This is a genomic window from Mycobacterium sp. E3247, assembly GCF_001667785.1.
Lineage (GTDB): Bacteria > Actinomycetota > Actinomycetes > Mycobacteriales > Mycobacteriaceae > Mycobacterium.
The window spans coordinates 1-18,332 of sequence record NZ_LZJG01000298.1 but is presented as its reverse complement, the minus strand read 5'-3'; the positions used below and the strand labels follow the sequence as shown (position 1 = coordinate 18,332).

At 65.6% G+C, this 18,332-nt stretch carries 19 protein-coding genes and 1 pseudogene; 11 read left to right on the top strand and 9 right to left on the bottom strand.

The features are described from left to right. The 7 genes from A9X04_RS16125 to A9X04_RS16095 all read right to left on the bottom strand — a co-directional run. A partial coding sequence (locus tag A9X04_RS16125; protein WP_067922255.1) for an MCE family protein occupies positions 1-788 on the bottom strand: 788 nt, incomplete at its 3' end. Further along, a complete protein-coding gene (locus A9X04_RS16120) occupies positions 788-1,810 on the bottom strand; it encodes an MCE family protein (protein WP_067922243.1) in 1,023 nt (340 codons plus the stop codon). The genes A9X04_RS16120 and A9X04_RS16125, both read right to left, overlap by 1 nt. Then, positions 1,807-3,066 carry an MCE family protein gene (locus tag A9X04_RS16115; RefSeq protein WP_067922240.1) on the bottom strand — a complete coding sequence of 420 codons (1,260 nt, stop codon included), beginning with the start codon at positions 3,064-3,066 and terminating at the stop codon, positions 1,807-1,809. Before A9X04_RS16115 ends, A9X04_RS16120 begins: the two co-directional genes overlap by 4 nt. 19 nt (positions 3,067-3,085) lie before the next feature. After that, entirely contained in the window at positions 3,086-3,931 is an 846-nt protein-coding gene (locus A9X04_RS16110; RefSeq protein ID WP_067922237.1) for an ABC transporter permease, read from the bottom strand. A gap of 9 nt (positions 3,932-3,940) precedes the next feature. Continuing rightward, positions 3,941-4,759, bottom strand: a complete 819-nt coding sequence (locus A9X04_RS16105; protein ID WP_067922234.1) for an ABC transporter permease — start codon at positions 4,757-4,759, stop codon at positions 3,941-3,943. 383 nt (positions 4,760-5,142) lie between these two features. Then, positions 5,143-6,348: a CaiB/BaiF CoA-transferase family protein gene (locus tag A9X04_RS16100; RefSeq protein WP_067922231.1), complete on the bottom strand. Its 1,206-nt coding sequence runs from the start codon at positions 6,346-6,348 to the stop codon at positions 5,143-5,145. Then, complete coding sequence (locus A9X04_RS16095; RefSeq protein ID WP_067922225.1) at positions 6,345-7,850, bottom strand: aldehyde dehydrogenase family protein; 1,506 nt, start codon at positions 7,848-7,850, stop codon at positions 6,345-6,347. Before A9X04_RS16095 ends, A9X04_RS16100 begins: the two co-directional genes overlap by 4 nt. A gap of 276 nt (positions 7,851-8,126) precedes the next feature. Here A9X04_RS16095 and A9X04_RS16090 point away from each other — a divergent pair, with 276 nt between their 5' ends. From A9X04_RS16090 to A9X04_RS16060, 7 genes and pseudogenes are all read left to right on the top strand, one after another. Continuing rightward, the gene (locus tag A9X04_RS16090) at positions 8,127-8,828 is read left to right on the top strand and encodes an SDR family NAD(P)-dependent oxidoreductase (RefSeq protein ID WP_067922223.1); all 702 of its coding nucleotides are present in this window, start codon (positions 8,127-8,129) and stop codon (positions 8,826-8,828) included. 21 nt (positions 8,829-8,849) lie between these two features. After that, a pseudogene (locus A9X04_RS16085) lies at positions 8,850-9,116 on the top strand (hypothetical protein); the annotation flags it as partial. A gap of 53 nt (positions 9,117-9,169) precedes the next feature. After that, complete coding sequence (locus tag A9X04_RS16080) at positions 9,170-9,370, top strand: ferredoxin (protein WP_067922210.1); 201 nt, start codon at positions 9,170-9,172, stop codon at positions 9,368-9,370. A 44-nt stretch (positions 9,371-9,414) separates the two neighbouring features. Beyond that, complete coding sequence (locus tag A9X04_RS16075) at positions 9,415-10,785, top strand: cytochrome P450 (RefSeq protein ID WP_067922208.1); 1,371 nt, start codon at positions 9,415-9,417, stop codon at positions 10,783-10,785. A gap of 126 nt (positions 10,786-10,911) precedes the next feature. Then, on the top strand, positions 10,912-11,343 hold the full coding sequence (locus A9X04_RS16070; RefSeq protein ID WP_067922197.1) for a hypothetical protein: 432 nt from the start codon (positions 10,912-10,914) through the stop codon (positions 11,341-11,343). Positions 11,344-11,391: 48 nt separating this feature from the next. Then, entirely contained in the window at positions 11,392-12,249 is an 858-nt protein-coding gene (locus A9X04_RS16065) for a hypothetical protein (RefSeq protein ID WP_067922190.1), read from the top strand. Further along, the gene (locus A9X04_RS16060; RefSeq protein WP_067922187.1) at positions 12,246-12,818 is read left to right on the top strand and encodes a hypothetical protein; all 573 of its coding nucleotides are present in this window, start codon (positions 12,246-12,248) and stop codon (positions 12,816-12,818) included. Before A9X04_RS16065 ends, A9X04_RS16060 begins: the two co-directional genes overlap by 4 nt. Positions 12,819-12,843: 25 nt before the next feature. On the opposite strand, the gene A9X04_RS16055 is transcribed toward A9X04_RS16060, so the two are convergent. Then, positions 12,844-14,019 carry an acyl-CoA dehydrogenase family protein gene (locus A9X04_RS16055; RefSeq protein WP_067922180.1) on the bottom strand — a complete coding sequence of 392 codons (1,176 nt, stop codon included), beginning with the start codon at positions 14,017-14,019 and terminating at the stop codon, positions 12,844-12,846. Beyond that, complete coding sequence (locus A9X04_RS16050; RefSeq protein WP_067922252.1) at positions 14,003-15,001, bottom strand: acyl-CoA dehydrogenase family protein; 999 nt, start codon at positions 14,999-15,001, stop codon at positions 14,003-14,005. Before A9X04_RS16050 ends, A9X04_RS16055 begins: the two co-directional genes overlap by 17 nt. Positions 15,002-15,192: 191 nt before the next feature. Between A9X04_RS16050 and A9X04_RS16045 the strand changes: the two genes are divergently transcribed. The 4 genes from A9X04_RS16045 to A9X04_RS16030 form a co-directional block, all read left to right on the top strand. Next, positions 15,193-15,573, top strand: a complete 381-nt coding sequence (locus A9X04_RS16045; RefSeq protein ID WP_067922249.1) for a carboxymuconolactone decarboxylase family protein — start codon at positions 15,193-15,195, stop codon at positions 15,571-15,573. A gap of 309 nt (positions 15,574-15,882) precedes the next feature. Continuing rightward, on the top strand, positions 15,883-16,974 hold the full coding sequence (locus A9X04_RS16040) for an amidohydrolase family protein (RefSeq protein ID WP_067922245.1): 1,092 nt from the start codon (positions 15,883-15,885) through the stop codon (positions 16,972-16,974). A gap of 29 nt (positions 16,975-17,003) precedes the next feature. Further along, a complete protein-coding gene (locus A9X04_RS16035) occupies positions 17,004-18,149 on the top strand; it encodes an amidohydrolase family protein (RefSeq protein ID WP_067922177.1) in 1,146 nt (381 codons plus the stop codon). A 1-nt stretch (position 18,150) separates the two neighbouring features. Beyond that, positions 18,151-18,332: Rieske 2Fe-2S domain-containing protein (locus A9X04_RS16030; RefSeq protein WP_156764383.1), on the top strand; the 182-nt coding region annotated here is incomplete at its 3' end.

The following is an 18,332-nucleotide window of genomic DNA, read 5'->3' as shown; positions in this document are numbered from 1 at the left end:
GGCGCCAGCTTGCTTTCGTTGTCGTGCACCAGTGCCGTCAACTGTTTGGCGACCGCCGACGTGTTGGCCAGCAGGTCCACGATCTCCTGCCGGCGCGCCACCAGCACCTGGAGCAGGGAGTCGGAGTTGAGGATGAGTTTGTTGACCTGCTGGCTGCGTTCGGAGAGGACGCCGGTGACGTCGCCGGCGCTCTTGAACAGCTCGCCGAGGTTCTTGTTGCGGCTGTTGAGGGTGCGCGACAACCGGGTGAGCGCGTCGAAGGCCGGCCCCATTTGGGGCGCGATCTGGTCGAGCGTCGCAGCGAGCGTGTCCAACGACCGATTCAGCGCCGTGGTGTCCGTTCCGGCGGTGTCGGTCGTCAGGTCGCTGACCGCTTCCGTCAGCGAGTACGGCGAAGACGTGCGTGAGACGGGGATGAGCGCCATCGGGTGCAACGTGCCGCTGCCGGCGGACTCCAGCGTCAGCATCCGCTCGCCCAGCAACGTGCCGGTGCGGATGTGCGCGGACGTCTCCGAACCGAGCAGGACGTTGCCCTTCATCGCGAACGTCACCAGAGCGTCGCCGCGGTGCAGCTTCACATCAGACACCGTGCCGACCTTCACGCCCGACACGATCACGGGGTTGCCCGTCGCGAGGCCGCCGGCTTCGGTGAACAGCGCCTGGTACCTGACCATCGTCGCCCACGCGATGAACCGGTCGGGCGACAGGCCGACGAGGATGACCATCACCGCCAGGACGACGCCGATGAGTCCCGCCTTGACGAGGCCAGTTCCGCGATACTTGAGCATCAGGGTTCCGTGCACCTTCCAGCGTCTGACCTGAATATCGGAGCTTTCACCGTCCGGCCCTGAAGATCCGTGCCGCGTAATTCCAACTGGCAGAGGTAGTACGGGATGGTGGCGCCGTTCGCGCCGAGCCGAACCAGCTTGCGGTAGTTCTTGGGCGCCTTGCCGATTGCGGCGTCCAGGCGGTCCTTGTCGTTGTCGAGAATCGGTGCCAGCCGATTCAACTGGTCGATGGTGCCCGACAGCGGCGGCCGCGCGCTGGTCAGCAGATCCGCCAGCGAGGCGGTTCCCCTGTCCAGGGCGTCGATGGCGGAGCCGATGGTGTTGCGGTCGTCCGACAACCCGCTGACGAGCCGCTCGAGACGGTCGATCGCCCCGGAGAACTTGCCGCCGTCCTTGGAGATCGTGCCGATCACGATGTTGAGGTTGTCGATCAGTTGCTGCACGGTCTGATCGTTGTCCGCCAAGGCATTTGAGAACGACGTCGTCTTGGCGAAAAGCGACTCGAGGGTCCCACCCTGCCCTTGGAAGACCTGCAGCAACGCCGAGGTGAGCGCGTTGACGTCGCGCGCATTCAGGCCCTGCGTCACGGGTTTGAGTCCGCCGAGCAGCAGATCGAGGTCAAACGCCGGCGCCGTGCGGTTGACCGGAATCTGGCCACCGGCCGGCAGGCGCTTGGTCGGACCCGGACCGTCGACGAGTTCGAGGTAGCGATCGCCCACCAAGTTCAGATAGCGGACCGCCGCCTTGGTGCCCTCGGTGAGGACGATGCTGCGGTCGGCGTCGAACTGCACCACGACTTTCTTGTCCGGCTGCAGCGAAACGCTGTTGACCGTGCCGACCCGGATGCCGGCTACTCGCACCGACTGCCCCACTTTGAGACGCGACACGTCGGTGAACACCGCCGAATAACCGGTGGTCGCACCCGTCCGGTATTGGCCGAAGATGAAGAACAGGAAGGCGGTCAGCATCGCCATCACGACCGCGAAGATCGCGAACTTTATCAGCGTGGCGCGGGTTCTCATCCGGGCATCCCGACCTGGGCGGAGTTGCGTGGCGGCCCGGCGATCGGTCCGTACAACAGCTGTTTGAGAAGGTCGGAGTTGATCAGCACTTGTGGGTTTCCGTACCCCACCGGGTCGGCGCCGATGTCGGTGATGAACTGCTTCGGATGCGTGTTGAACGGCAGGTTCGGCAGACCCATGCACTGGGGACCACCGGTCGCCGCAACCTTGGGCAGGTTCGTCGGATACCGATAGCGTTCGCCACCCCAGGTGAGGCTCGCCGAGATGTTGATGCTCGGTTCCGACAGCGGCGGACCGTGCGCGATGTTGATCAGCCCACCGAACCCGCAGGTGAACACCTCGTGGTATTCGTTGGTCAGATCGGTGGTCGGCACCAGCAGGTGCAGCGCGTCCGTCAACCGTTGGCGGTTCGTCGACAGGACGTCGTTGCCGATGTCGGCCAAGCCGATCGCGCTGATCAGCAGCGCATCCAGGTTGTGCTGCTCATCGACCAGCGTCTTGCTGATCCGGGTCGCGTTGGACGCGGTCTTCACCAGGTTCGGTGCCGCGTCGGCGTAGGCGTTGGCCACCACCGGTAAGACCGAGAGGTCGTGCCGGAAAGCGGGAAGGCTCGGCTCCAGCCGAGCCAGAAACGAATCCAGGTCGCTCAGCGACTGGCCAAGCTGGGGGCCCCGCCCACTGAACGCTTGCGCGAGCGCACCCAATGACTCGTTGAGCTTCGGCGGGTCGATGTGCGACAGGACCGACACCAATTGCTGGAACACCGTGTTGATTTCGACCATCACGTGCTGGCCCTGCAGCGTCTGACCGGCGTGCAGCCGCTGGGCCGAGGGTTGGTCAGGCTCGACCAGCTGGACGGACTTCGCGCCGAATACCGTCGATGACGCGATGTCGACGAGCACGTTGCTGGGAATGAACCGCAACTGCGACGGGTCCATCGCCAGGTGAATGGCGGCTTGGCCGTTGGGCAGCGAGTCGACCGAGGCGACCTTGCCCACCTGCACGCCGCGCATCTTGACCTTGGCGTCCGGGTTCATCACCAGGCCGGCGCGTTGCGAGATCACGGTGACCGGCACGGTTTCGGTGAAGGAGCCCTGAAACAGACCCACCGCAATGGCGACGATCAGGCAGATGATGACGACGGTGATCAGCCCCAGCAGGGGCGGCAGGTAATTTCGTCCGGCCGGCGGCCGCGCATGGCCGGCGCGCGGGTGTCGGCCGGCGATCGCGCGACCCGCTGGCACACTCTGCGTCACTGCCGTTCCACCTCCTTCGCTAACCGGACAGGTTGAAATTGCCGTTCGTACCGTAGATAGACAGCGAGACCAACAGCGTTACCGACACCACGACGATGAGCGAGGTGCGCACCGCGTTGCCGGTCGCATTGCCGACGCCGGCCGGTCCCCCCGACGCGAAATAGCCGTAGTAGGTGTGGATCAGCAGGATGGTGAGCGCCATCAGGATGGCCTGCAGGAACGACCACAACAAGTCGATCGGGTTCAGGAACGTGTTGAAGTAGTGCTGATACAAGCCCTGCGACTGCCCGAGCAGGAACGTCGTGGTGAACTGACTGGCTACGAACGACAGGATCACGGCGATGGCGTACAACGGCGTGATGGCCATCATTCCCGCCAGGATCCTGGTGCTCACCAGGTAGGAAACCGGCCGGATGGCCATGCTCTCCAAAGCATCGACTTCTTCGTTGATCCGCATCGCACCCAGCTGAGCGGTCACGCCCGCGCCGAAGGTGGCCGCCAGACCGATCCCCGCGACCACCGGCGCCGCGATGCGCACATTGATGAATGCGGACAAAAAACCCGTCAGCGCTTCGATGCCGATGTTGCCCAGCGAGGTGTAGCCCTGAATCGCCAGGGTGCCGCCCGCCGCCAGGGTCAGGAAGCCGACGATCACCACGGTTCCGCCGATCATCGCCAAAGTGCCTGCGCCCATGCTGATCTCGGCAACGAGTCGAACGACTTCGCGCGTGTAATGGGTGGCCGCGAAGGGCACCCCGGCGAGCGCCTTTCCGTAGAACAGGGTGTGGTCGCCGATCCGGCCCAACGAGGCGACCGGCCTCTCCAGTTGGCGGAAAAATCGCGGATATGCGGCCCTCAGCGCCATCGGCCGTCCCTACTTCGCCGTCATCTTGATGCCGATCGCGGTGACGACCACGTTGACGACGAACAGGGACATGAAGGCATAGACCACGGTTTCGTTCACCGCGTTGCCAACGGCCTTGGCGCCGCCGCCGGTGATCGACAGGCCCCGATAGCAGGCGACCAAGCCGGCGATGAGGCCGAAAAGCGCTGCCTTGACGCAGGAAATGATCACCTCGGGCACGCCGGTGAGCAGAGTGATACCCGCGGCGAACGCGCCGGGGTTGACGTCTTGCACAAACACCGAAAAGACGTAACCGCCGAGGACGCCGATGATGACGACGAGGCTGTTGAGCAGGAAGGCGACCAATCCGGAAGCCAGCATGCGCGGGGTGACCAACCGTTGCACCGGGTTGATGCCCAGCACCTCCATCGCGTCGATTTCCTCGCGAATGGTTCGCGCGCCCAGGTCCGCACACATTGCCGTAGCGCCCGCCCCCGCCACGATCAAAACCGTGACCAGCGGTCCGAGCTGGGTGACCGCGCCGAACGCGGCGCCCGCACCGGACAGATCCGCCGCGCCCAGTTCGCGCAGCAGGATGTTGAGCGTGAAGCTGACGAGGACGGTGAACGGGATCGCCACCAACAACGTTGGGGCCAGCGACACCCGCGCGACAAACCAGGATTGCTCCAGGAACTCCCGCCACTGAAACGGCCGGCGGAACAAGAACTTGACCGCATCGGCCGACATCGCGAACAGTGCTCCGACGGCCTGCATGGGCCCCGAGATGTCCCATTTCAGTTTCAGCTGCGGCAATCCCGCTGACCAACGGTCTGCGCCCGTGGTTGCCATCGGCCTCAAACCCTTTCCTGAGTTACGAGACCGACAGTCTTGTTCTCACGTACTGACTGCTGTAGATTTAGCTGAACCGATGGCCATGAAGGCGTGCAGGCGACGACGAAATGCCTTGTGGGCGGCCGGAATCCGGCACCTGACCCGGGCATGACAGCGCTGTCCGTCCTCACGCCAGGACCTCCGTTCTGTTGCGTGAGTTGACGCTCCAAAACGTGGGGCCCATGTCTTGAAGCGTCCGGCGATTATGACTCATGCCGGGTCCGGACGGAACGGAAAACGCATAACCGTTATCCGACAAGCAATCAGCAGTCCGCTTAGCCGGGGCGAATGTGTCGGCACAGCCGCGACGGTCGGCTCGAACATCGACGACACCTCCGGTCCTAGGTGACGGCGCCGGCCGTCTTGAGTTCGATGATGCGGTCCCAGTCGAATCCGAGTTCCATCAAGATCTCGTCCGTCTGCTCGGCGAATCCGGGCGCCGGCCCGGTCTGTGGGGCCGCGACGTCGAATTGGACCGGGTTCGCGACCAACTCGAGTTCGCCCGCCCGCACGATGTACTCGTTGGCACGGACCTGCGCGTCGTTGGCGGCCTGCAAGGTGTCCTGGACGGGCGCCCAGGGACCGGCCAGCGTGGTGAAGCGTTCGCTCCACTCGGCCAGCGTGCGGGTTGCGATGGCCTTGGTCAGGAGCTCCACCGCCTCCGCCGTGTTGGCGGCGATCTTCTCCACCGTTGCAAAGCGCGGGTCGTCGGCCAACTCCGGTAGGTCGACGTGCCGGCACACGTCGGCCCAGAACTTGGTGGGCTGCATCATCACGAAGGAGATGTAGCGTCCGTCGGACGTCGTGTAGAGCCCGACCAACGGGTTGTTGGGAGCGCCGTGCACACCCGGCGGCGGTGCTTCAAGCCGCTGGCCCAGATGGTTCGTCAGCGCGACCGTGTGTCCCATCGACCAAAGGCCGCTGCCCAACAGCGACACGTCGACGACGGACGGCTCACCGGAGCGTTCCCGCTTGAGCAGGGCCGCCGCGATGCCGCCCGCGAGATTCGTGCCGGAGATGGTGTCGCCGTAGGCGGGTCCCGGCGGCGCGATCATCCCCGGCATCCCCGCCGGCGTGATGGTCGCGGCGGTTCCGGCCCTGCACCAGAACGCGGTCATGTCGTAGCCACCCTTGACCGACTCTTCGCCGCGCGGACCGAGCGCGCTGCCACGCGCGTAGACGATCTGCGGGTTCACCGCCCGAATGTCGTCGACGTCGATCCCGAACTTCTGGCGCGCGCCCGGCAGGAAGCTGGTCAGGAACACGTCCGACCGTCGCGCCAGCTCGTAGAGCACTTCCTTGCCCTCGGGCACCGACATGTCCAGCCCGATGCTGCGCTTGCCGCGGTTCGCGTGTTCGATGTTGGGGTTGGGGTCGCCTTCGACGCGCAGCATGCCGGTCTGTCGCAGGCCCCGCTGCGGATCGCCGGTCACCGCGTGCTCGACCTTGACGACGTCGGCGCCCCACTCGGCGAGCACGGCGCCCGCCGACGGGACGAACCCGTACATGGCGACCTCCAGGACGCGGATGCCCTCCAGCGGCCTCACGCCGGAGCTCCCGGCGCCGGCACCGCAAACGTCTTGCTCTCCAAGAACTCCTCCAAACCGGCCACGCCCATCTCTCGGCCCACCCCCGATTGCTTGAAGCCCCCGAACGGGCTGTCCGCGCCGAAGTAGTTGCCGCCGTTGATCGAGAAGGAGCCGGCCCGGATCCGGCGCGCCACCGCGAGCGCACGGTTCTCATCGCGGCTGAAGACGGCACCCGCCAGGCCGTAGATCGAGTTGTTGGCGATGCGCACCGCGTCGTCGTCATCGTCGAACGCGATCACGACCAGCACCGGCCCGAAGATCTCCTCCTGCGCGATCTCGCTGTCGGGATCGACATTGGTGAGCAGCGTCGGCGCATAGAAGTAGCCCGGGTCCAGCCGCTTGCCGCCGGTGACCAACGTCGCGCCCGCGGCGACGGCGCGCTGGACCATGCCGTCCACCTTGTCGCGCTGGCGCTCGTTGATCAGTGGGCCCATGTAGGTTTTCGGATCCGCGGGGTCGCCGTGGCGGACGTGGGCGAAGTTCTGCGCGATCAGCGCGACGATCTCGTCGTGGTGTGACCTGGGCACCAGCAGCCGCGACGTCAGGGCACACCCCTGCCCCGCGTGGGTCACCATGCTGAACGCCGCGAACGTCGCCGCGCCGGCGAAGTCCGCGTCATCGAGCATGATGGCCGCCGATTTGCCCCCCAGCTCCAGGAACACGCGCTTGACCGTCCCGCTGGCGGCGGCCATGATCTTGCGCCCCACCGCCGTTGATCCGGTGAAGGTGACGACGTCGACGTCGGGGCTGGTGGTCAGCGCCTCGCCGGCCTCGGGGCCCGAGGAGCTGATCACGTTCACCACACCGTCGGGCATGTCGGTGTGTTCGGCGATCAGCTCACCGAGCGCCAACGTGACCAACGGTGTGTCCGGCGCACCCTTGAGGACCACGGTGCACCCCGCGGCCAGGGCGGGGGCGAGCTTCGCCAATGCCAGCTGGTTCGGGTAGTTGTAGGCGATGATCGCCGCGACCACGCCGGCGGCTTCCTTTTCCACCCAGCGGTGATGGAGCATGCCGCGCGACTCCTTCTCCCCGAGGTCCTCGGAGAACCGGTAGGTGCGCAGCAGATCCGCGTAGAACCGCACGATGCCGATCGGCTCGTCGAGCTGGGCGCCGTGCGTGAGCGCTCGGGTGGCGCCGACCTCGGCGATGGTCAGCTCACGCAACTCGTCGGCGTGGTCGATCAGCGCCCGATGCAGCTGGTCGAGGCAGCGGATGCGCAACTCGACATCGGTCGGCCAGCTGGTCGTGTCGAACGCGTCCCGGGCCGCCGCGATCGCGGCTTCGGCCTGCCCGGCACCGGCGTCCGGCGCATGCCCGACGACCGCGCCGGTGGCGGGATTGATCGACGGGAAGGTTTCGTCGGCGGCGACCAACCGGCCACCGATCAAGAGCCGGCGGTCGACGTGTGACTCAGGCGCGGCATCCGCGGCGGGTTCTGCCGTGTCCTGGGCAGGCATTCCGTACCCCCTGGTGACGGTTACGATAATTTGATTCTCTTCCGCGGCGAATCTTACATTCGACTCTCGATAATTCAAGAAACTCTCAGGAATGGGAGCGGGCCGCTGACCAGCGACCCGAGCGGCAGCGGTTGCCGGGGACACGCAGTTTGACGCAGGCCAAACACGGTTTCCCGGGTATCTTGCAACCCGATCCGGCGTGAGAGTAGGGTTCTCATAATTGCAAGCGTGATTCTTTGTGACTGAGACGGTCACCTGTGGAGTAGAGGCCTCAACGTGAAGACTGCGGTGGTCACCGGTGGCGGGTCCGGCATCGGTCTCGCCGTCGCACAACGGCTGCGAGCCGACGGCCTCGACGTCGCCACGATCGATCTCCGCCCGTCGGACGGCGACCACTGCTTCACCGCCGACGTCACCGACCGGTCGCAGCTGGATGCCGCCTTCGCTGCGATCCGCGCCCAGCTGGGGCCCGTCACGGTCCTCGTCAACGCAGCGGGGCTGGACGGCTTCAAGCGCTTCACAAACATCACGTTCGAGGACTGGCAGCGGGTGATCGACGTCAACCTCAACGGGGTCTTCCACACCATTCAGGCGGTGTTGCCCGACATGATCCAGGCGAAGTGGGGGCGGATCGTCAACATCTCCTCGTCGAGCACCCATTCCGGCGCGCCCTATATGAGCCATTACGTCGCGGCCAAGTCCGCGGTCAACGGGCTCACCAAGTCCCTGGCACTCGAGTACGGCCCCGCCGGAATCACGGTCAACGCGGTGCCGCCGGGTTTCATCGACACCCCGATGCTGCGCGCCGCGGCGAAGAACGGCTTCCTGGGCGATATCGACGAGACCATCGCGCGGACCCCGGTGCGCCGGATGGGTAAGCCGGAGGACATCGCGGCGGCATGCGCCTTCCTGGTGTCCGACGAGGCGGGCTACATCACCGGTCAGCTGTTGGGCGTCAACGGCGGTCGCAACACCTGAGACACCGGTCTTCGGCGACCAATCGGAAGGAGAAGCGGTGGGAGACGGCGCACACGGGCGTGTGGGGGGAAGGTCGCCTTCGTGACCGGCGCGGCACGCGGCCAGGGCCGCAGTCACGCGGTGCGATTGGCCGAGGAGGGCGCCGACGTCATCGCCGTCGACCTGTGCTGTGACATCGACACCATCGGCCACTCGATGGCCGCGCCCGAGGATCTCGACGAGACCGCACGGCTCGTGGAGAAGACCGGCCAAGCCGTCGTGACCGCCCGCGCCGACGTGCGCGACGCCCACTGAGCAGCGCCCCAACTCGAGCCCCGCAACGAACCACGCAAGGAGACATCGTGAAGGTCTGGGTTGATCCAGAGCGCTGCCAGGGCCACACCCTGTGCGCGATGATCGCGCCGGAGTCGTTTCGGCTCAGCGACATCGACGGCAGTTCGTCCGCGGTCGACGAAGTGGTGCCCGCCGATCGGCAGGACCAGGTTCGTGAAGCCGCCCAATCATGCCCGGAGCAGGCCATCATCATCACCGAAGACGCCTGAACCGCGCCCGGATTGACCGACGAAATACACAGGGAGACAGAGCTTTGAGTGTCGACGACGTCGTCAGCGACAGCGACAGCGACCGCAAGAAGAACCAATACCACTTCGATCGGCATTCCGCGGAGTACCGGTCGCAGTTCTCGGCGATCACCAAGGAGATGCACGCCAAGTGCCCGATGGCGTGGAGTGATACCTATGGCGGCCATTGGGTGGCGGCCGGCAGCCACGAGGTGTTCGAACTGGCCCGCTGCCCCGCCGTGTCCAACGACCACGACATCCACGGCGAACGCCGTGGCTACAAAGGCATTTCGATCCCCACCGCCCGCCGCGTCAGCGCCGTGCGCGGCGGCATTCTGGAGATGGACGACCCCGAGCACCGCATCTACCGCACCGTACTGAACCCCTACCTGTCGCCGGCCGCGGTCAAGCGCTGGGAGCCGTTCATCGACGACGTGACGCGCGCCTGCCTCGACGAAAAGATCGAGGGCGGCAGCATCGACTTCGTCGACGACTTGGCCAATGTGGTTCCGGCCGTCCTGACGTTGGCGATGATGGGCATCCCGCTCACGAAGTGGAATATGTACAGCGAGCCGGTGCATGCCGCGGTGTACACGCCCGAACACTCCCCCCATATCGAGCGCGTCACCGAAATGCACAGGCAGATGGGGCTCGACATGGTGAACAACATGCTCGAGATCCGCGAGAACCCGCGGCCGGGGATCGTGAATGCTCTGCTGCAGATGCGCATCGACGGGGAGCCGGCGCCGGACTTGGAAATCCTGGGCAACCTCGGGCTGGTCATCGGCGGCGGGTTCGACACCACGACCGCCCTGACCGCCCATTCGTTGGAGTGGCTTTCCGAGCACCCCGAGCAACGCGACCTGCTCAGCAGGGAACGCAGAACGCTGCTCGACCCCGCGACCGAGGAGTTCTTGCGCTACTTCACTCCGGCCCCCGGCGACGGCCGGACGTTCTCCGACGACGTCGAACTCGACGGCACCCGGTTCAAGGAGGGCGAGCGGCTGTGGATCTCCTGGGCGATGGCCAACCGCGACGCCGCGGTGTTCCACGACCCCGACGAGATCGTCCTCGACCGTAAAGGCAACCGGCACTTCAGCTTCGGACTCGGCGTGCATCGGTGTGCCGGGTCGAACGTGGCTCGCGCCGTGTTCAAGTCCATGCTCACCGCGGTGCTCGACCGGATGCCGGACTATCGCTGCGACCCCGAGGGCACCATCCACTACGAGACGATCGGTGTCATCCAGGGCATGCGCAAGCTCCCGGCCACCTTCACCCCCGGCCGCAGGGTAGGGGCCGGCCTGGACGAGACACTGGACAAGCTGCAGCGCATTGTCGACGAGCAGGAACTCGCCAGGCCGATCACCGAACGTAAGGAAGCCGCCGTCATCGACTGACATCCGGCGTCGCTACGCGGGAGGAGGGCCGTCGTTGACCGCGCCAATTTCTCCGAGTACGCCTGTTCAGCGTGGCCGCACTCTATATTCAGGCCAGACGCGTGCGCAGAGACGGGAGACGCATCGGTGAAGACTTTCGCAGCGGGCCTTGCGCTTGCCACGGCCGGGCTGACCGTCGCGCCGACCGCCCAGGCGGACGTCCAGGTCGGCAACTACAGGGTGGACACCAACCGGGATCCCGGCCACAGCTGGATTTGGGCGATCCGGCCGTGCAGATACGATCAAGGACCGGAATGCCTGACGATCCAAGCGATTCCGCAACCCAACGGCCAAGCGGCGCCCTGGAAGTCAGACGCACATCTGTCCAACGGCCGCTACACCATGGTCGTTGACGTGCCCGACGGTGTCCGCTGCGTGGTCCAGTTCTTTCCTTCTCATGACGTTTACTCGTGGGATCCGGTGACGATGGCGGGTCAGGTCGACTCGACCTTCGACACCGGCTGCGGCGGCGGACCGGGGGGCACCGCCAGCTATCCGTTTTCGCTCGTGCGATGGTAGCCGCGACGCGGAGTCAGTCGATCAGGAAAGTGACGGGCAGTAAGCGCAATGGCTGAGGCGAAGGAACCGCAGGATTCGGCCACCTCTGAAGCCGACGTGAAGGCGTTGCTCGAGGAGGCCGAGGCCGAAGCGGCCGAGGCGGAAGCACTGGCGGCCGCGGCGCGTGCTCGCGCCCGCGCCGCCCGGCTGCGGCGGGAAGCGCAGGCCCAGGCGGAGAAAGAGGCCGAGGCCAATACCGTCGAGGCGGCCCCGGACGCCGACGAGGACGCGACCGACACCGCCGAAGCAGAGGCCGAAGGCGATGTCGCCGACGCTGCCGAAGCGGCCGGCGAAGCGGGGACCGATGAAGACGTCACCGACGAAACCACGAAAGAAGCGGAGTCGGATTCCGAGCCGGCCCGCTCGCGGCGACGCGTCCGTCTGCCAGCGTGGTCTGTGACGTGGAAAGCGGCCGTCATCGTTCTCATCTGCGCCTTCGTCGCGGCCAGCGGATACATGATGTGGGAACGGCATGAGACGACCGAGCGCGAGCAGCGCACCGCGAACTTCATCGCGGGGGCCAAGCAGGGTGTGGTCAACATGTTTTCGATGGACTTCAACCGGGCCAAGGAGGACGTCCAGCGGGTGATCGACAGCTCGACCGGCCAGTTCAGGGACGACTTCCAGCAGCGCGCGAAAGATTTCACGACGGTTGTCGAGCAGTCCAAAGTGGTGACCCAGGGAAGCGTGAATGCGGCGGCCGTGCAAACCATCGAGGGGAATTCCGCATTGGTGCTCGTCGCGGCGTCATCGCGAATCAGCAACGCCGCGGGCGCCAAAGACGAGCCGCGCAATTGGCGGCTCAAGGTGACCGTCACAGACGACGGCGGGCAATACAAGATGTCCAAACTGGAGTTCGTTCCGTGAGCGAGGACAACCGCGACATCGACGTCGCCGACGACTCTCCCGACCAGACCGAAGACAGCGGACGTCGCAGACCCCGGGTGCGCGCCAAGGTGAAAGTCGTTCCAATTCTTCTGATTTCACTGCTGTTGATCTCCGGTGGTGTGGCGACCTGGCTGTACTTCAAGCAATTCCGGCCCGACAAACAAACCGACACCCGCGTCGCGAGCGCCGTCGTGAGCGCGGCGTCCGACGGTACAGTCGCCTTGCTCTCCTACTCGCCCGACACCCTCGACAAGGACTTCGCCGCCGCGAAGTCGCACCTGTCCGGGGATTTCCTGTCGTACTACAACCAGTTCACCGACCAGATCGTTGCTCCGGCGGCCAAACAGAAGTCGCTGAAAACCAGCGCCCGGGTGATCGGGGCCGCGGTCTCGGAGCTACATCCGAATTCGGCGATCGTGCTGGTACTGGTCGACCAGAGCACCACCAGCAAGGACAACCCGGACCCGGCGATGGCGTCCAGCAGCGTGCTGGTGAGTTTGAGCCGCGTCAACGGCGCCTGGCTGATCACCAAGTTCGACCCGGTCTAGCAACCCGGTTCCCTTGGCCGGGGAGCTAACCCCGCGGCAGCCCGAGCACCCGCTGGGCGATGATGTTGCGCTGGATCTCCGAGGTGCCCCCGGCGATCGTCCCGGAAAAGCTGCGGGCATAACGCTCGAACCAGCTCGCGAAATAATGGTCGAGGTTCATGTGCGCGTAGGGCCCGGTCAGGCCCGGGTGAACGAGCCCGTCGGCTCCCGCCGACGTCAGTGCGTGCTCCATCGCGCGCAGCTCGGCCTCGGACCCCAGCAGCTTGAGCACCGAGATCGCCGCCACGTCGTCTTCGCCACGCGCGGCGCGGGCCAGGGCCACCGAGCCCAGCAGGCGCAGCGCCTGTTTGTCCATGATGGTGCTGGCGTACTGGTCGCGCTCGACCTCGGTGCCGGGATGGAAGTCGTCGATCATGTTGTCGAGTCGATCGGCGAAACCCAGCCACATCATCGTGCGTTCGTGCCCCAGCGACCCGTTGGCGACCCGCCAGCCCTGGTCGAGCTCGCCGACCAGATTCTCCGCCGGTACCCGGGCGTCGGTGAAGAACACCTCGTTGAAATCCAGGTCATCGGCGCCGCAGATCGACGGGAACGGCCGGCGCACGACTCCCGGGGTGTCGGTGGGGATGATCAGCGCGCTGATCCCCTTGTGCTTGGGCGCATCCGGGTTGGTGCGCACAAACGTCAGCAGGACGTCGGCGTCGTGGGCGCCCGAAGTCCACACCTTCTGCCCGTTGACCACGAAGTGATCGCCGTCCAAGACGGCGCGGGTGCGCAACGACGCCAGGTCGGAGCCCGCGCTGGGTTCACTCATCCCCAGCGATGCGGTGATCTCGGCCCGCAGTATCGGTACCGCCCAGCGCCGCTTCTGCTCCTCGCTGCCGAACGACAACAGCGACGCCGCAACGATGTTCACGCCCTGCGGGTTGAAGCTGTGGTAGATCCGGCGGCGGCTGAGTTCCTCCAGATAGACGAACTGCTGAATGACCGTCGCGTTGCGGCCCCCGAAATCCGGCGGCTGGCTCGGCAGCAGCCAGCCGTTGTCGAACAACAGCCGCTGCCAGTCGCGTGCCCACTGCGGCATATGCGACACCGAACGAGGCCGCTCGCGCGTTTCGCTTGCGAGAGGCAGGTTTTCGTCGAGGAAGGCCGCGAACTCCGCCCGAAACGCCTCGACGTCGGAATCAAAAGTCAGCTGCACGGTACTCCTCCGCGATGCGCGCACGGTGCTCGGCGGCGCCGCCGAGCATCAACTCACCGGCCTTGGCGCGCTTCAGCGCGAACTGCAGGTCGTTCTCCCACGTGAATCCCATTGCGCCATGGAGCTGTAAACCATGCCGGAATACCAGCGACTGGCACTCACCTGCCGACGCCTTGGCCATGGCCGCGGCGAGCCGGCGGCGGGGATCGTCGGCGGCGATCGTCAGCGCCGCGAAGTAGGCCAGGGCCCGGGCCCGTTCGACGGCGACGTGCATGTCCGCGGCCTTGTGCTGGACGGCCTGGAACGACCCGATCGGCACACCGAATTGTTGACGGCTGCGGACGTGCTCGAGCGCCAGGTCGAGGATGCGCTGACACGCGCCGACCATGGTGATCGCCATGCCCGTCAGCGCCATGTGGTGGGCGCGCTCGGAGTCGACGGCGAGCCGGGCGCTGTCGACCACCCGGACTTCGCAGAACGACAGGTCGGCGACATGCAAGACGGGGTCGAAGACCGCGGCGCGCCGCGCCGACACCTGGTTCGCCCAGATGATGAACACTCCGGCATCGGTCACCACCGCCAGGCGATCGACGCGGTCGCCGTCGAGGACATGCCGCGCCGTACCGTCCAAAACCCAACCCTCGGCGTCGCGGTGCGCCGCGACCCCGCCGTAGACGGCGGTGCCCGACTCGTGCGGATCGAACTGCTCACCCACCAACGGGGCGAACTGGCTCATCGTCGCGAGGAAGGGGGTGGGGTCGGTCGCGTGCCCCAATTCTTCGAGCAGGATGGCCAATTCGACGGCGCTGGCGGGGTCGTTCAGCTCGGTCCAGCCCTGGTCCACATACGACTTCCACAAGGGACTGGGGTCGACGCCGTCCTCGGCCACGCCGCGCACCAGTGCGGGCGGGCACTGCTTGGCGACGGCGTCGCGAACGGTCTGCTGCCACAGCCGTTGATCGGCATCGAACTCCAACAGCATGAAGGCCGCCTCCCTGTCATCACGCCAGCGCGAGAATAACATTCTCGCATCCGGAAGTAATAATCTCGGAATCGGGTTATGGGGTCACAACGGCGGCCCGGCGGCTATCGACGTCGACCGCGTTGACCGGTTGCGATGCGAGACTGCGCTTGGGGCATTGCGACACCGGCGCCCGGGCGAAGGAGAAGACATTGGATCGCGAAACCTACCAGCGCGGGCTGCACGTCCGGTCCGAGGTGCTCGGCGAGGAGTACGTCAACCGGGCCCTGGCCGACGCAGACGATTTCACCAAGCCACTGCAGGACCTCGTCACCGAATACTGTTGGGGCGCGGTGTGGGGCCGCGACGAGTTGTCCCGGAAAACGCGCAGCATGCTCAACCTGGCGATGATCTCGGTGCTGAATCGGCCGAACGAATTGCGCACGCACGTCAAGGCGGCGCTGACCAACGGCGTCACCCGCGAGGAGATTCGCGAGATCTTCCTGCAGGTTGCCATCTACGCGGGGGTGCCGGCCGCGGTCGACAGCTTTCGCATCGCCGGTGAGGCGTTCGCCGAACTAGAACGGGACTAGGGAATGGTCGTGCCGCTCGGCTTTGTCGGGCTCCAGGTACAGCCGCACGTCTTTCACCATCGGCCGGGCGGCTCCCGGGCGGCGTGCATGGAGGCGGATGGCCCTTATCAGCGGGCCCGAGAATGGTATTATCCGGATTAAAGAACGCTGCTTGCAGAACACCGTGGAAATCGCGCCCTACCAGGGCTGATTACTAAACGAAACGCTTACCGGAAACCCGTTGAATGACCGCTGAGAAGAATGTTAGGTTGTCTATCATATGACCCGGCTGGACTTGCTTGACCCCGCCCGAGTCGAAGGATGGCTCTGGTGATCGAACACGCTGACGGCACTCGCACACCGCTCATCGACGCGAACGTGCACATCTTCTTCCCGTCCAACAAGGCGTTGCGAGAGACCCTGCGTGAGCCGTTCAAGAGCCGCGGCTTCCCCGATTACGAGATGGACTGGTACGGCGCCCCCGGCGGCGAGTACGCGCCGAACACCGAGGGTCCGGACGGCCAGTACCCGGGGTCAGATCCGGAATTCGTTGCCAGGGAACTCTTTTCGAAGCGTGGAGTCGACATTGCCGTCCTGCATCCGATGGGACGCGGCATCATGCCGGACCGGCACCTGGGCACCGCCCTGCATGCCGCGCACAACGAGATGATGGTGTCGGACTGGCTGGAGTCCAGCGAGTTCGGCGAGAAGTTCCGCGGCACCATCCGGGTGAATCCCGACGACATACCGGGCGCGCTGCGGGAGATCGAGAAATGGGGCTCGCATCCGCGTGTCGTCCAGATCGGCGTCCCGCTGCAATCCCGCGAGCTGTACGGCAAACCGCAGTTCTGGCCGCTGTGGGAGGCCGCGGTTGACGCGGGCCTCCCGGTGGCCGCCCATATCGAAGTGGGCAACGGGATCATGTTTCCGCCGACGCCGTCCGGCAACACCCGCACCTATGAGCAATACGTCAGCTTCATGGCGCTGAATTACATCTACCACCTGATGAACATGATCGCGGAGGGAGTGTTCGAGCGCTTTGCCGGCCTGAAGTTCGTCTGGGCCGACGGCGCCGCCGATTTCGTGACGCCGTTCATCTGGCGGATGGACACATTCGGGCGGCCGCACCTCGAGCAGACGCCGTGGGCGCCGCGCATTCCCAGCGACTACCTTCCCGGGCACGTGTACTTCATCCAGGGCAGCCTCGACGGGCCCGGCGATGTCGCGTTCGCGGGTGAATGGTTCGGCTTCACCGGCAAGGAGGACATGGTGATGTTCGGTTCCAGCTACCCGCACTGGCAGTTCGGTGATGCCACGAAGCTGCCCGGCGCGCTCTCCGCCGACCAGCGCGAGAAGGTGTGCTGGCGCAACGCGGCGCAGCTCTACGGCATAGACATGCCCGCCGGGGTCGGCGCACAGTAGGAGTAAGACGTGAGACCGAGGAGTTCCCCATGACGTTGACACATTCGCAGGAGCGGATCCCCGCTACCGAGCGCATAGCCGTCCGGTGCGTCGACTCGGATGTCCACCCGGCGCCCAAGCGGGGTGAGTTGGTTCCGTACATCCCCGAGCCATGGCGCAGCAAGTACTTCCTCAACCGCCATGTGGGCGAGCTGATCTACTACGACGCCCCCGACTATGCACACTCCTACGCGATGCGCGTGGACACCTTCCCCGCCAACGGCGAGTTTCCCTGCAGCGACCCGGACTTGGCGTTTCGCCAGCTGATCATGGAGGCGGGCTCCGACATCGCGATTCTGGAACCCGCCGCCTACCCGGCCCGCCTGCCCGAAGCGCAGCACGCGATGTCGTACGCGCTGAACGACTGGCAGGCCAATCACTGGCTGGACAGCCACAACAACTGGCACGAGCGGTGGCGCGGTTCGATTTGCCTGGCCATCGAGGAGCCGCAGGAGTCCGTGCGCGAAATCGAGCGCTGGGCCGGGCACCCCTACATGGCACAGATCCTGATCAAGGCGGAGCCCAAGCCGTCGTGGGGCCATCCCAAGTACGACCCAATCTGGGCGGCGGCGACCAAGCACGACATCACCGTGAGCTGCCACCTGTCGCGCAGCCAGTACGACGAGTTACCGATTCCGCCGGTGGGATTCCCCAGCTACAACCACGACTTCATGGTGACGTATTCGCTACTGGCCGCCAATCAGGTGATGAGCCTCATCTTCGACGGCGTCTTCGACCGCTTTCCGACGCTGCGGATCGTCTTCGTCGAGCACGCGTTCACCTGGATCCTGCCGCTGATGTGGCGGATGGACGCGATCTACGAGGCCCGCAAGTCGTGGGTGGAGATCAAACGCAAACCGTCCGAATACGTCAAGGACCACATCAAGTTCACCACCCAGCCGCTGGACTACCCCGAAGACAAGACCGAGCTGACCCGCGCGCTGGAATGGATGGAATGCGAGAAGATCCTGCTGTTCTCCTCGGATTACCCGCACTGGACGTTCGATGACCCCCGCTGGCTGGTCAAGCACCTGCCCAAAGCGGCCCGTGACGCCGTGATGTACAAGAACGGCATCGCGACCTACCACCTGCCCGAGACCGTTCCGGTCCTCGAGGGTCAGACGCGGGTGCTCTGAGTTGACCGAACAAGCCGAACGGCCCGAGCCCCGGCTCGCCCAGGGCCGCGAGCATGTCGTCGCAACCGTCGACGAGATCCCGCCGGGCAAGCACAAGCTGGTACCCATCGGGCGGCACGGCGTCGGGGTCTACAACGTCAACGGCAGCTTCTATGCCATCGCGAATTACTGCCCCCACCAAGG